10 protein-coding genes and 2 pseudogenes are annotated in these 13,045 nt (G+C 73.8%); 8 read left to right on the top strand and 4 right to left on the bottom strand.

Features of this window, described 5'->3' with window-relative positions; translation table 11 throughout:
* Nucleotides 1-51: 51 nt before the first annotated feature.
* A pseudogene (locus GSY65_RS34475) lies at nucleotides 52-826 on the bottom strand (ABC transporter permease).
* 12 nt (nucleotides 827-838) lie between these two features.
* On the opposite strand from GSY65_RS34475, the pseudogene GSY65_RS06975 reads away from it, so the two are divergent.
* Nucleotides 839-937 (top strand): annotated as a pseudogene (locus GSY65_RS06975) (TetR/AcrR family transcriptional regulator); the annotation flags it as partial.
* 25 nt (nucleotides 938-962) lie between these two features.
* Here GSY65_RS06975 and GSY65_RS06970 read toward each other — a convergent pair.
* Genes GSY65_RS06970 through hmgA form a run of 3 tightly spaced genes read right to left on the bottom strand, consistent with a single transcriptional unit; the run spans nucleotide 963 to nucleotide 4,272 of the window.
* Nucleotides 963-2,156 carry a type ISP restriction/modification enzyme gene (locus tag GSY65_RS06970; protein ID WP_159766484.1) on the bottom strand — a complete coding sequence of 398 codons (1,194 nt, stop codon included), beginning with the start codon at nucleotides 2,154-2,156 and terminating at the stop codon, nucleotides 963-965.
* A gap of 12 nt (nucleotides 2,157-2,168) precedes the next feature.
* The gene (locus GSY65_RS06965; protein ID WP_159766483.1) at nucleotides 2,169-2,918 is read right to left on the bottom strand and encodes a GntR family transcriptional regulator; all 750 of its coding nucleotides are present in this window, start codon (nucleotides 2,916-2,918) and stop codon (nucleotides 2,169-2,171) included.
* 28 nt (nucleotides 2,919-2,946) lie between these two features.
* On the bottom strand, nucleotides 2,947-4,272 hold the full coding sequence (gene hmgA / locus GSY65_RS06960) for a homogentisate 1,2-dioxygenase (protein WP_159766482.1): 1,326 nt from the start codon (nucleotides 4,270-4,272) through the stop codon (nucleotides 2,947-2,949).
* A gap of 305 nt (nucleotides 4,273-4,577) precedes the next feature.
* Between hmgA and GSY65_RS06955 the strand changes: the two genes are divergently transcribed.
* The 7 genes from GSY65_RS06955 to GSY65_RS06925 all read left to right on the top strand — a co-directional run bounded on the left by GSY65_RS06955 (nucleotide 4,578) and on the right by GSY65_RS06925 (nucleotide 12,983).
* Entirely contained in the window at nucleotides 4,578-5,198 is a 621-nt protein-coding gene (locus tag GSY65_RS06955) for a TetR/AcrR family transcriptional regulator (RefSeq protein ID WP_159766481.1), read from the top strand.
* A gap of 131 nt (nucleotides 5,199-5,329) precedes the next feature.
* Nucleotides 5,330-7,585, top strand: a complete 2,256-nt coding sequence (locus tag GSY65_RS06950) for a molybdopterin oxidoreductase family protein (protein ID WP_159766480.1) — start codon at nucleotides 5,330-5,332, stop codon at nucleotides 7,583-7,585.
* An 88-nt stretch (nucleotides 7,586-7,673) separates the two neighbouring features.
* Nucleotides 7,674-9,164, top strand: a complete 1,491-nt coding sequence (locus GSY65_RS06945) for a CitMHS family transporter (RefSeq protein WP_268978183.1) — start codon at nucleotides 7,674-7,676, stop codon at nucleotides 9,162-9,164.
* Between the two features lie 40 nt (nucleotides 9,165-9,204).
* Nucleotides 9,205-10,458 carry an MFS transporter gene (locus tag GSY65_RS06940; protein WP_159766478.1) on the top strand — a complete coding sequence of 418 codons (1,254 nt, stop codon included), beginning with the start codon at nucleotides 9,205-9,207 and terminating at the stop codon, nucleotides 10,456-10,458.
* A gap of 100 nt (nucleotides 10,459-10,558) precedes the next feature.
* Nucleotides 10,559-11,158, top strand: coding sequence for a hypothetical protein (locus GSY65_RS06935; RefSeq protein WP_159766477.1), 600 nt, complete (start codon nucleotides 10,559-10,561; stop codon nucleotides 11,156-11,158).
* Nucleotides 11,145-12,239 carry a class F sortase gene (locus tag GSY65_RS34470; RefSeq protein WP_328707486.1) on the top strand — a complete coding sequence of 365 codons (1,095 nt, stop codon included), beginning with the start codon at nucleotides 11,145-11,147 and terminating at the stop codon, nucleotides 12,237-12,239. The genes GSY65_RS06935 and GSY65_RS34470 overlap by 14 nt, the downstream gene beginning before the upstream one ends.
* 225 nt (nucleotides 12,240-12,464) lie before the next feature.
* On the top strand, nucleotides 12,465-12,983 hold the full coding sequence (locus GSY65_RS06925) for a DUF3574 domain-containing protein (protein WP_159766476.1): 519 nt from the start codon (nucleotides 12,465-12,467) through the stop codon (nucleotides 12,981-12,983).
* Nucleotides 12,984-13,045 lie beyond the last annotated feature (62 nt).

Raw genomic sequence — 13,045 nt, 5'->3', positions numbered from 1 at the left:
GCGGGTCCGGGGGCCACCCGGGTCCGGCCCGTCCCCCGAACGGGCCGGAGGTCATCGGGGTCCGGCCGCGTAGGTCCGCACCGCGAGCGGCACGAACACCGCGACCAGGACGGCGCACCAGGCCAGCGAACCCGCGACCGGATGGGCCACCGGCCAGGCGGCGCCCTCGGGCACGGGCGCGTTCCCGAACAGGTCGCGCAGCGCCGTGGTGACCGCGCTGATCGGGTTCCACTCGGCGGCGGTCCGCAGCCAGCCCGGCAGGCCCGAGGTCGGGATGTACGCACTGGACAGCATCGGCAACAGGAAGGTGGCCCGGCCCAGTCGGCCGGCCGCCTCCTCGCTGCGGGTGAGCAGGCCCAGGAAGACACCGATCCGTGCACCGGAACAGCAGCAGCAGGGCGAACGCGCCGGCCGCGGCGAGCGCACCGCCCTCGATCCGCCAGCCCACCGCCAGTCCGACCAGCAGGAACGGCACCGTCCCCGCGGCCGTGAGCACCAGATCCGCCGCCACCTGGCCGAGCGGTACCGCCGCCCGGCTCATCGGCAGGGTGCGGAAGCGGTCCATCACGCCCCGGTGGGTGGCCTGGGCAGCCTGGAACATACCGGTCATGATCCCGCCGGCCGCCGTCGCGACCAGCAGACCGGGCACCAGGAACCGCCGGTACTCCTCGCCCGGCACGGCCAGGGCGCTGCCGAAGACGTACCCGAAGAACAGCAGCATCGAGACCGGCATCGTCTGGGTGAGCACCAGCAGCCCCGGATTGTTCCGGGCCCGCCGCAACTGGCGGCCGAGCATCGCCGCGCCGTCGTACGCCAACGCGCTCACGCGGCACGCTCCTCGACCGCGGCGGCGTTCACGGAGGACGCGGGGCCGATCGACCTGGAGGCCGTGTTCGCGTGGATGCTGGACCGGGTGCTGGACTCGTTCGCGCCCTGACGCCGGGCCCTGGCGGCGGGTTCGCTCACAGCAGGGTGAACTGGCCCTCCGGGCCCTCCTCGTCGTGGTCCAGCACCGACGCCGGCCTGCGCGCCGACTCCGCGACGGGCAGGACGCCCGCCGTGCGCAGGTCCTCCGCCGTGAGCGGGTCCGTCACCGTCAGTGCGGCCTGCCGCGGCCGCAGTTCGGCGAGCAGCGCCAGGACCGTGATCAGCTCCAGGAGTTCCGAGGTCCAGGTCTGGGGCCAGGTCGCCGGGCGTACGGCCTCCAGGGTGCCCGGTTCCGCGGGCTCCGTGCGGCGCGCGAACCACGCGTCGAGGACGCGGACACCGCCGACATGGAAGTCCCAGGACTCCGCGGGCACCGGGGAGACCCGGCCCTCGTCGAGCAGGAGCGCCTCCTCGTCGGGGTCGTAGCGCAGCTCCACGGGGCGGGCCGGCAACGGGGCGCGGACGTAGGGGCGCCGGCCTCCGGGGAGCTTGGGGCGGTCGCCGTCGCGGCGCATCAGCCAGAGGGCGCGGCGGCCCAGCCCGACGCCCCGGGACCAGACGTCGGGGTCCGCGGTGAGCGGGACCTCGATGCCCCGCGGGCCCGGATGCGCCGTCACCAGGATCCAGCCGAGGATGTCCACGGGGTCGACCAGGTCGGCGCCGACGCGGTCGGCGAGGAACTCCGTGAGGCCCGGTGCCAGGTTCGGTTCCCGGCCGTCGGGCCGCCGGTACAGGGGGCGGACCCGGCCTGCGCGCGGACCGTGCGGGGGAGCCAGCGGCAGCACCGCCGTGGCGAGGAGCGGCGGCCCGGACGGTTCGGGCGCGGGCGTCTGCTCCACCACGAACACCTGGCGCTCGTCCGCGACCCGCCACAGCTCGGGGCGGGCCGCGTCGATCAGGCGGTGGTCGGCAAGGAGCCACTGCTCGTCGAAGGGTGCGGCAAGCACCCGTACCGGCTCCGGGCAGGGGCCCGACTCGCGGACCAGCCGGCCGGTGCCGCCGGACCGGCCCGGCAGCCCCGGGACCGCGGAGGTGAGGGTGCGGGAGCGGGTCGGGACGAACAGGGCCTCGCGGTCCGGGCCCTCCGCCTTCGTCAACGCGTCCCAGCGGGCCCTGAGGGACGCCGCGTCGGGCGCCGCCGGCCACGCCCGGCCCAGCCGGGGCGGTGCGACGGACCACGGCATGAGGTCCGCCAGGAGCGGAGCGTCGTCGTGCGTCACGCTGGGCATCGTACGGCCTCGTCAGTGGGCGTCGAGGGTGACCGTGAAGGAGAAGCGGTCGCCGCGGTAGTGGATGACCGCGACGTCCAGGACGCGGCCCGCCTCGTCGTAGGTGACGCCCGTGTAGTGCAGGATCGGGCTGAGCAGGGGGATCTGGAGCAGGCGGGCGGTCTCCGGGTCCGCGAGGCGTGCCTCGACGGTGTCGGTGATCCGGCCGATGGCCACGCCGACGGCGTCCCGGAGCACCTTGGTCATCGGCCAGCGCAGCAGGTCCTCCCGGCCGATGCGTTCGGCCAGCTCGGGACGGACGTAGTTGCGGGCGTGGTTGGTCGGTTCGCCCGTCCGCTCGTCGCCGCGCAGCCGGTGGTAGGTGGCCACCTCCGTCAAGTCGGGGAAGTAGTCCGAGAGTTCACCCGACAGGGGGGTGCTGCCCTGGTCCAGCAGCTCGGTCGTCATACCGGACTGCTGGGCCACGATCGCGTCCACCGAGCCGAGCAGCCGCACGGGCGTGCCCCGTCGCGCACTCGGCTCGATGAAGGTGCCGCGCCGCCGGTGCCGGCTGATCAGCCCCTCGTCCTCCAGCTCCTTCAGCGCCTGCCGCATGGTCAGCACGCTCACCCCGTAGTGCCCGGCCAACTGCTCCTCGGTGGGCAGGCGCAGCGGATCGTGGGGCGACCGGCCCAGTATCGAGGCGCGCAGGGACTGCGAGACCTGATACCAGAGAGGCAGCTTGCGGTTCAGGACGATCGAGTCCGGGGCGAAGGAGGTCACGACGCTATCCGTACCCGGCCCGGCGCGTTCAGCGCAACGGACCGAAGTGCCGGTGGAGGCCCGACCACACGTCGTCGTACCCCTGCTGGAGATGGTCCGCCCCGGCCGCCTGCGCGGTCGTCAGGATCGGCCACCGCGTCTCGAACATGAAGGCAAGCCCGTCGTCGACCTTCTGCGGCACCAGCTCGGCGGCGCTCGCCCGGTCGAAGGTCTCCCGGTCGGGGCCGTGCGCGGACATCATCGGGTGCAGGGAGCCGCCACCGGGCACGAAGCCCCCCTCTCCGGCCGTCTTGGCGTCGTACGCGCCCTCGATGAGGCCCATGTACTCGCTCATCACGTTCCGGTGGAAGTACGGCGGCCGGAAGGTGTCCTCGCCCACCAGCCAGCGCGGCGCGAACACCACGAAGTCCACACCGGCCAGCCCCGGGGTGTCCGACGGCGAGGTCAGCACGGTGAAGATCGACGGGTCCGGGTGGTCGTACGAGATCGAGCCGATGACGTTGAACCGGCGCAGATCGTAGACGTACGGCGTGTAGGTGCCGTGCCAGGCGACCACGTCCAGCGGTGAGTGGTCGTAGGTGGCCGTCCAGAGGTTCCCGCAGAACTTGTTCACCACCTCCACCGGCCCCTCCGCGTCCTCGAACGCCGCCACCGGCGCCCGGAAGTCGCGCGGGTTCGCGAGGCCGTTGGCGCCGATCGGGCCGAGGTCCGGCAGCCGGAAGGCGGCGCCGTAGTTCTCGCAGACGTAGCCGCGGGCGGTGGCGTCGAGGAGCTCGACCCGGAAGCGGACCCCGCGCGGGACCAGGGCGACCTCGCCGGGCTCCGCGTGGAGGAGACCGAACTCGGTGCGCAGGAGCAGGCCGCCGCGCTCCGGCACGATCAGCAGCTCGCCGTCGGCGTCGCTGAAGACCCGCTCCATGGAGGACGTGGCGTGGTACAGGTGCACGGCCATGCCGGAGCGCTGGGCCGCGTCGCCGTTCCCACCGAGCGTCCACAGGCCGGCGAGGAAGTCCGTGCCGGCCGGGGGCTCCGGCAGGGGGTTCCAGCGCAGCCGGTTGGGGTCGGGGACCGTCTCGGTGAAGGGGGCCGTGCGCAGTGTGCCGTTGTCCGCGCGGGTGAAGGCCGGGTGCGCGGCCGACGGGCGGACGCGGTAGAGCCAGGAGCGGCGGTTGTGCGCCCGCGGCTCGGTGAAGGCGGTCCCGCTGAGCTGCTCCGCGTACAGGCCGAGCGGGGCGCGCTGGGGCGAGTTGCGGCCCTGGGGCAGCGCGCCCGGGACCGCCTCCGAGGCGTGCTCGTTGCCGAAACCGGAGAGGTACTCCAGCCCTTCGGCCGTCTTCCTCGCGTCCCCGCTCATGATCGCTCCCTCGCGCTCCTGATTCCTATGCATCACCGTAGGATTCGGGCCGGGCGGGCGCAAGAGGGTCGTGGCCGGGGAGCGGCAAGCCGCGGTGTCTCGTGTCGCCCCATCGGGTGCCGTCGGGTCGCGGCGGAGAACCGGACCCGGGGTGGCTCCGTCTTGTCGGTGCGGTGCTCTACGCTCCCGGCAGGGCCCGGACGTGCGGATGTTCGTCGTCCGCCGCGTTCGACCGCTGAGGGGGGAGTGGCGGTACCGGCCGTACCTGTATCCGGAAGCTCATCGGACCTCGGCGGAAAGGCATCATGAAGCCCGTGTCCCAGGCGGCCTCCTTGCGCCGCGCACCCGTGCAGCGGCGCAGTGCCGAACGACTGACCAGGATCCTCGACGCCTGCGCCGAACTCCTCGACGAGGTGGGCTACGACGCGCTGAGCACCCGTGCCGTGGCGCTGCGCGCCGGTGTGCCCATCGGCTCCGTCTACCGCTTCTTCGGCAACAAGCGCGCGATGGCCGACGCGCTCGCCGAACGCAACCTCGCCCGCTTCACCGAACGCGTCGGACGCCGGCTGGAGGGCGCGGACGGCGGCCGGGACTGGCGCACCGCCATGGACGCCGTCCTCGACGAGTACCTCGACATGAAGCGCCACGCCCCCGGCTTCGCTCTCATCGACTTCGGCAACCAGATCCCCGTCGGCGGCAGCCGGCAGGAACCCAACACCCGTGTCGCCGACCGCCTCTCGGAGCTGCTCTCCGACTACATCGGCCGCACCCCCGACGAGGACCTCCGGCGCACCTTCCTCATCGCCGTCGAGACCGCCGACACCCTCGTCCATCTCTCCTTCCGGGTCTCCCCCGAGGGCGACCCGCGGATCATCGAGGAGACGCGGCAGCTGCTGCGGGCCTATCTCGCGCGCGTCCTGGACTGACCCGGTCCGACCCGGCCCCGCTCGCCCCTCCCGCTGATGCATACCGGTCGGTATGCTCGGCTGCGGCGCCGCGCCCCCGTGGGCGCGGCGCCCGTCCGAGCGTCATCGCCGTCGCCCTCCGGGAGGGACCCGTGTCCACCACCCCCGACTCCCGCACCGCCCTGCGGATCTGCCCGCTCTGCGAGGCCACCTGCGGGCTCACCCTCACCATCGAGGGCACCCGGGTCACCCGGGCCCGCGGCGACCGGGACGACGTGTTCAGCAAGGGGTTCATCTGCCCGAAGGGCGCCTCCTTCGGCGCGGCCGACGGCGACCCCGACCGGCTGCGCACCCCCCTGGTCCGCGAGGACGGGGAACTGCGGGAGGCCACCTGGTCGGAGGCCTTCGACGCCGTCGCCGCCGGACTGCGACCGGTCGTCGAGGCGCACGGCCCGCACGCCGTCGGCGTCGTCCTCGGCAACCCCAACGTGCACACCATGGCCGGCGCCCTCTACCCGCCCGTCCTCCTCGCCGGGCTCGGCACCCGCAGCCTGTTCACCGCCTCCACGGTCGACCAGATGCCCAAGCACGTCTCCAGCGGACTGCTGTACGGCGACGCCCACGCCATCCCCGTACCGGACCTCGACCGCACCGACCACCTGCTGCTCCTCGGCGCCAACCCGCTGGAGTCCAACGGCAGCCTGTGCACCGCCCCCGACTTCCCCGGCAGGCTCAAGGCGCTCAAGGCCCGCGGCGGCACCCTCACCGTCGTCGACCCGCGACGGACGCGCACCGCCAAGCTCGCCGACCGGCACGTGGCGATCCGCCCCGGCACGGACGCGCTGCTCCTCGCTGCGATGGCCCAGGTCCTGTTCGAGGAGGACCTCGTCGACCTCGGCGACCTCGCACCCGTCGTCCTGGGCGTCGAGGAACTCGCCGAGGCCGTCCGGGAGTTCACCCCCGAGGCCGTCGCCGGGGCCTGCGACGTGGAGGCCGGCACGATCCGGGCGATGGCCCGCGACCTCGCCGCCGCGCCCACCGCCGCCGTCTACGGCCGCATCGGCAGCTGCACCGTCCCGCACGGCACTCTCGCCAGCTGGCTGGTCGACGTCCTCACCATCCTCACCGGCAACCTCGACCGGCCCGGCGGCGCCCTCTTCCCCCACTCCGCCACGGACAGGACACCCCGGCCCGCCGGACCCGGCCGCGGTTTCGCCCTCGGCCGGTGGCGCAGCCGGGTGAGCGGTCACCCCGAGGCCAAGGGCGAACTGCCGCTGTCCGCGCTCGCCGAGGAGATCGACACCGCCACCCCCGAAGGCAGCCCCGTCCGCGCCCTCGTCGTCGTCGCCGCCAACCCCGTGCTCTCCGCGCCCGACGGCGACCGCCTCGACAAGGCCCTCGACTCGCTCGACTTCATGGTCAGCGTCGACCCCTATCTCAACGAGACCGCCCGCCACGCCGACGTGGTCCTGCCGCCGCCCCCGCCCTCGCAGGCCCCGCACTTCGACTTCGCCTTCAACGCGTTCGCCGTCCGCAACCAGGTCCGCTACAACCGCGCCGCCGTGCCCCTGGAGGACGGCCGCATGGCGGAGACCGAGATCCTCGCGCGCCTGACCCTCGCCGCCACCGGCATGCACGGCGCGGACCGCTCCGCCGTCGACGACCTGGTCGTCCGGCAGACCCTCGGCAAGGCCGTCAAGGAGACCCACTCGCCCGTCCACGGCCGGGACCCCGAGGAACTGTCCGCCCTGCTCACCGGTGAGAGCGGCCCCGAACGGCGGCTCGACATGATGCTGCGCCTCGGCCCGTACGGCGACGGCTTCGGCGCCCGCCCCGACGGCCTGAACCTGGAGCGGCTGCTCGCCCACCCGCACGGCATCGACCTCGGGCCCCTCCGGCCCCGGCTGCCCCAGCCGCTCAAGACGGTCAGCGGCAGCATCGAACTGCTGCCGGGCCCGATCGCCGGCGACCTGCCGAGGCTCCGCGCGGCCCTCGGGGAGCGCCCGGACGGCCTCGTCCTCATCGGCAGGCGCCATCTGCGGTCCAACAACAGCTGGCTCCACAACGTCCCCGCCCTCACCGGCGGCACCAACCGCTGCACCCTGCACATCCACCCCGAGGACGCCGCACGCCTCGACATCGCCGACGGGGACGCCGTACGGATCAAGGGCGCCGGGGGAGAGGTCACCGCCCCCGCCGAGGTCACCGACGGCGTACGCCGGGGCGTGGTGAGCCTTCCGCACGGCTGGGGACACGACCGGCCGGGCACCCGGATGAGCCACGCCGCGCTCGACCCCGGCGTCAACGTCAACCAGCTCCTCGACGGCTCGCTCCTTGATCCCCTGTCGGGCAACGCGGTCCTCAACGGGGTGCCCGTGGAGCTGGTGCGAGCAGGTGCAGCGCTGTGACCTGGAGTTTTGCTCTTATTGCTCGCATGTCAACGTCTTGTTAACGCTTGTGGAGCCGCCCTAACGTCGTCGCACCGCCGGTGCCCTGGTGGGAGTTCAAGGGCGAACGTTAGGTAGCCACATGTTGACCATCCTCGGCTTCGCCATGATCGCGACCTTCCTGGTCCTGATCATGATGAAGAAGATGTCGCCGATCGCGGCGCTCGTGCTGATCCCCGCTCTCTTCTGCGTCTTCGTAGGGAAGGGAGCCAAGCTCGGCGACTACGTCATCGAGGGGGTGGGCAACCTCGCGCCCACCGCCGCGATGCTCATGTTCGCCATCGTGTACTTCGGCCTCATGATCGACGTCGGTCTCTTCGACCCGATCGTCCGAGGCATCCTGAAGTTCTGCAAGGCCGACCCGCTGCGCATCGTCATCGGCACGGCCCTGCTCGCCGCGATCGTCTCGCTCGACGGCGACGGCTCGACCACCTTCATGATCACCGTCTCTGCGATGTACCCGCTGTACAAGCGCCTGAAGATGAGCCTGGTCGTGATGACGGGTGTCGCCGCGACCGCCAACGGCGTGATGAACACGCTGCCCTGGGGCGGTCCGACCGCCCGCGCCGCCACCGCGCTCAAGCTCGACGCGGGCGACATCTTCGTCCCGATGATCCCGGCGCTCGCCGTCGGCCTCCTCTTCGTCTTCGTCCTCGCCTACTTCCTCGGTCTGCGCGAGCGCAAGCGCCTCGGTGTACTGAGCCTCGACGAGGTCCTGGAACAGGAGAAGATCGTCAAGGACGAGGAGAAGGAGCAGTCCGAGGAGACCGTGCTCGTCGGCGCGGGCGCCGTCGCCGCCGGCTCCGGTGACGACAAGGTCCGCACGGCGAAGACCACCGGCGGCGCCGGATCCGGCACCGACGCCGACCCCGAGGACGACGACGTCGACGACGTCCGCCTCCAGGGCCTCGACCCCGACCGCCCGACGCTGCGTCCCAAGCTGTACTGGTTCAACGCGCTGCTGACGGTCACGCTGCTCACCGCCATGATCATGGAGTGGCTGCCGATCCCGGTGCTGTTCCTCCTCGGCGCCGCGCTCGCCCTGACGGTCAACTTCCCCCACATCCCCGACCAGAAGGCCCGGCTCGCCGCCCACGCCGACAACGTCCTCAACGTCTCCGGCATGGTCTTCGCCGCCGCCGTCTTCACCGGCGTCCTCCAGGGCACCGGCATGGTCGACTCCATGGCCAAGTGGATCGTCGACGGCATCCCCGAGGGCATGGGCCCGCACATGGCCCTCGTCACCGGCTTCCTGAGCCTGCCGCTCACGTACTTCATGTCCAACGACGGCTTCTACTTCGGCGTCCTGCCGGTCCTCGCCGAGGCCGGTGCCGCGCACGGCGTCTCGCCCCTGGAGATCGCCCGCGCCTCCCTCGTCGGCCAGCCGCTGCACATGTCCAGCCCGCTCGTGCCCGCCGTCTACGTCCTCGTGGGCATGGCGAAGGTCGAGTTCGGCGACCACACCAGGTTCGTCGTGAAGTGGGCGGCGCTCACCTCGCTGGTGGTCCTGGGCGCCGGGATCCTGATGGGCATCATCTGAGCCGACGGGCACCGTCGACCGAGTCGAGGAGGATCGTCACGTGGGGCCCGGCAGGAACCGCGGCTGGCTGCTTCGTCTCGTCATCGCCTTCAGCTTCGCGCAGGGGGCGGTGTCGATGGCGCGGCCCGCCGTCTCCTACCGGGCCCTCGCGCTGGGCGCAGACGAGCGGGCCATCGGTGTGATCGCGGGGGTCTACGCCCTGCTCCCGCTGTTCGCCGCGGTCCCGCTCGGCCGCAGGACCGACCGGGGGCGCTGCGCGCCGCTGCTGCCCGTCGGCGTCGTCCTCATCGCCGGGGGCTGCGCGCTGAGCGGTCTGGCGGACTCCCTGGTGGCGATGGCCGTCTGGAGCGGGGTGATGGGCCTCGGCCACCTCTCCTTCGTCATCGGCGCCCAGTCGCTGGTCGCCCGGCAGTCCGCGCCGCACGAACACGACCGCAACTTCGGCCACTTCACCATCGGCGCCTCCCTCGGCCAACTGATCGGCCCCGTCGCCGCGGGCGCCCTCATCGGCGGCCCGGACATGGCGCGGACGAGTGCCCTGGCGCTGGTGGTGGCGGGCGCGGGGGCGGCGGTCGCGTTCACCTCGCTGTGGCGCATCGAGCGGCCCGTGGACCCAGAGTCCCGTACCGAGCGGGGCGAACGGGTCCCCGTGCACCGCATCCTGCGCACCAGGGGGGTGCCCGGCGGCATCCTCATCAGCCTCGCGGTGCTGTCGGCGACCGACATCCTCACCGCCTACCTCCCGGTCGTCGGGGAGGACCGCGGGATCGCGCCGTCCGTCATCGGCCTCCTGCTGAGCCTGCGGGCCGCCGCGACCATCGCCTGCCGTCTGGTGATGACGCCCATGCTGCGGTGGCTCGGCCGGACCGCCCTGCTCACCGTGACGTGTGTGCTCGGTGCCGTGCTGTGCGCGGGGATCGCGGTGCCGGTGCCCGTGTGGGCGCTGGCCCTGATGCTCGCCGCGCTCGGTTTCTGCCTCGGGGTCGGGCAGCCGCTGTCCATGACGACGGTCGTCCACGCCGCCCCGGACGACGCCCGCTCCACCGCCCTCGCGCTCCGGCTCACGGGCAACCGGCTCGGACAGGTCGCGGCCCCCGCCGCCGCGGGTCTGGTCGCCGGTGTCGCGGGGGTGGCCGCGCCGTTCGTGATGCTCGGCGCGCTGCTGCTGGTGTCGTCGGGGATCGCCCTGCGTTCCCCGGTCGCAGCGGCACCGGAGGGCGGTGGGAAGAAGGGTTCCGCAGGGCGGCGCGGTTCCCGGATCGGGGCGGTATTGAGCCGGAAGAGGGATCTCTGACGGCGTGTGAGGCGCGGCTCCCGCCGCCGCCCCCGTGATGTGACAGAGAGTCAGGTGAAAGCGTGATTTGTATGACAATCACCTGACTCGGAGGTCGTGCATGTCCACCTCGTCCCGCCCCCGCCGCGCCGGAGCACGCGCGAGTGCCGCCGTCCTCGCGACGCTCGCCGCCACGGGAGCCACCATGATCTCGGCACCGGCCGCCGTCGCGGCGCCGGGCGACCCCGACGTCAAGATCCACCGGGTGGGCCTCCCGTTCAGCAGCCAGCGCAGCCAGCCGAACGTCTGCGACTTCTACCTGGCCGCGTTCAACTTCCGTGCGGGACAGAGCATCGCCTGGACCATCGACAAGCTGCCGCCCGCCGCGGTCCCCGCCCCCGTCGCCGAGGGCGCCATCGTGCTCGGCGTCGACGGCACCGGTCACACCCCGCCGGTGACACCCGAGGGAGCCGTCCGGTTCCAGGAGGGCGACTACCGGCTGACCTGGCGGATCGTCGGTGAGACGGCCGCGCCCAAGTTCAAGGACTTCAACGTCGACTGCCCCGTCGCCCCCAACGGCGGCCCCCCGGCCGGCGGCGGCGGTCTCGCCATGACGCAGGACTTCTCTCCGGTCGCCGGGGCCGCCGCGGTGGGTGTCGCCGCGGTCGGCGGGGTCGCCTATCTGCGACTGCGCCGCCGTCGCGCCGATGGCGCCGCGTAGACGCGCCCCGCGGCCCTGGCACCGGACGCGCGCCTACCGCCTCACACGGACGATCGTGCTGACCGTCGTGCTGGTGGTGAGCGTCGCGAACTGGGCGAAGGACGAGGAGCGGGGCGGCCCCCACGAGGCCGACCTCGCCGGGGCCCGGCAGGGGGCGCGCGATGCGGGGACATCGCGCACCCCGGCGCCCCGCCACTCCCCATCCCCACGGCTCACGCGCTCGCCCGCGGCGCGCCCCGGGACGGCGCCCCCGCCCCGCACACCACCGGACGCGACCGCGGCGCCCGGGGCCGCGTCGGCGGCGGAGGGAGCGGCGGCCTCCGGGCCGACGGGTGGGACGGGCGGGGCGGGTGGGTCCGGTCGGCCCGGCGGACCCGGCGCGTTCTCCGGTGTGCCGGGGGCGCCCGGACCGCCTTCGCCAGGGGCGGCTTCCGGAGGGGGGCGCGTCGCCGGGCGTGCGGGGCCCGCGGGATCTGCGGGGTCCGCCCCCGCCGAGAGCTCCGGCCCGGCGGCCGGCCGGCCGGCACGTCCCGGCCCCACCGGGCCCGCCCGCCCCACCGCCGAGCGGCCGGCGAAGCCGCGTGGGCCCGCGGGGCCCCGTACGCTCCCGCCCTCGCCGGCGAAGACCGTCAGCGTCCCCTCCCTGGGCATCAGGGCCCCGGTCATGGAACTCCGCCTCGACCGTGAGGGACGGCTGCCCGCGCCGCCGGACGACCGGCCGAAGCTCGTCGGCTGGTACGCGGAGGGCCCCGCACCCGGCGGTCCCGGCACGGCGGTCGTGGTCGGCCATCGCGACACCCGGACGGGTCCCGCCGTGTTCGCCGCGCTGGACATGGTCCAACGCGGTCGTGTCGTCGAGGTCCGGCGCGCCGACGGCCGTACCGCCGTCTACACGGTGGACGCCGTGAAGACGTACGAGAAGGCCCACTTCCCCAACGAGCTGGTCTACGGCACCCGGAACCGTCCCGAGCTGCGCCTGATCACCTGCGGCGGGGCGTACGACCGGAGGAAGGGCTACACGAGCAACGTCGTCGTCTTCGCCCACCTGACCGGCGTCCGGGGCGTCGCGGGGAGGGGGTGACCGGGGCGACGCGGCAGGGAGGGGAGGGCCGGGGACGGTGCGGAGCCGGCCAGCGGAGCCGCCGGCTGTGGACGGGGAAGCGGCACCCCGCGGCAGGGAGCGAACCAGCGCGCGGGGAGCGGGAGCCGGCTCATCGGTCGCTCCGGGGGCGTATCGGCGCACGCGCCGCCCGGCCCCGGCGCGGCCGTCGCCCCGGAGCAGGGGATTCCGTTAGAGGTGTGGGGCATGACCTCGCACCCCGCCGCCCCCCGGCGCGCTGCCGTCCCCCGGCGCCCCGCCCTCGCCCGGCACCTCACCCGCAGCCGCGTCGCTCTCGCGGCGGCCGCCTGTCTGCTCGCCGCGGGAGCCCCGACGGCGTACGCCACCCTCGCCGCCGACGTCTCCTCCGGTCCCGCCCTCGCCCCCGGCCGCGGTGCCCCGTACATCGAGACCCGGCTGCTCTTCGGCACGGAGCGGCCGGACGGCGAAGCGGCCGTCACCGACGAGGAGTTCATGGCCTTCGCCGACCTGGAGGTCACCCCCGGCTTCCCGGCGGGGCTCACCGTGCAGCAGGGGCGCGGGCAGTGGCGGGACGCGCGCGGCGTCATCGAGACGGAGCGGTCGTACGAGCTGACGCTGCTGTACCCGGTGTCGGCCGCCGTCGCGAGCGACCGCAGGATCGAGGAGATCCGCGTCGACCACCGGAGGGCCTTCGGCCAGGAGGCGGTGGCGAGGGTGGACGACCGTACGCGCGTCGACTTCTGAGGAGGCTCCCTCCGGGGCCCTTGCGGTCACCGGCCCGCCTCGCGCCGGGGCGTCGGCCCGCG

It is taken from the genome of Streptomyces sp. HM190, from assembly GCF_009857135.1.
In the GTDB taxonomy this organism is placed as follows: Bacteria; Actinomycetota; Actinomycetes; order Streptomycetales; family Streptomycetaceae; genus Streptomyces; species Streptomyces heilongjiangensis.
The sequence above is the reverse complement of the archived record's forward strand: the minus strand, read 5'-3'. Positions and strand labels throughout refer to the sequence as shown.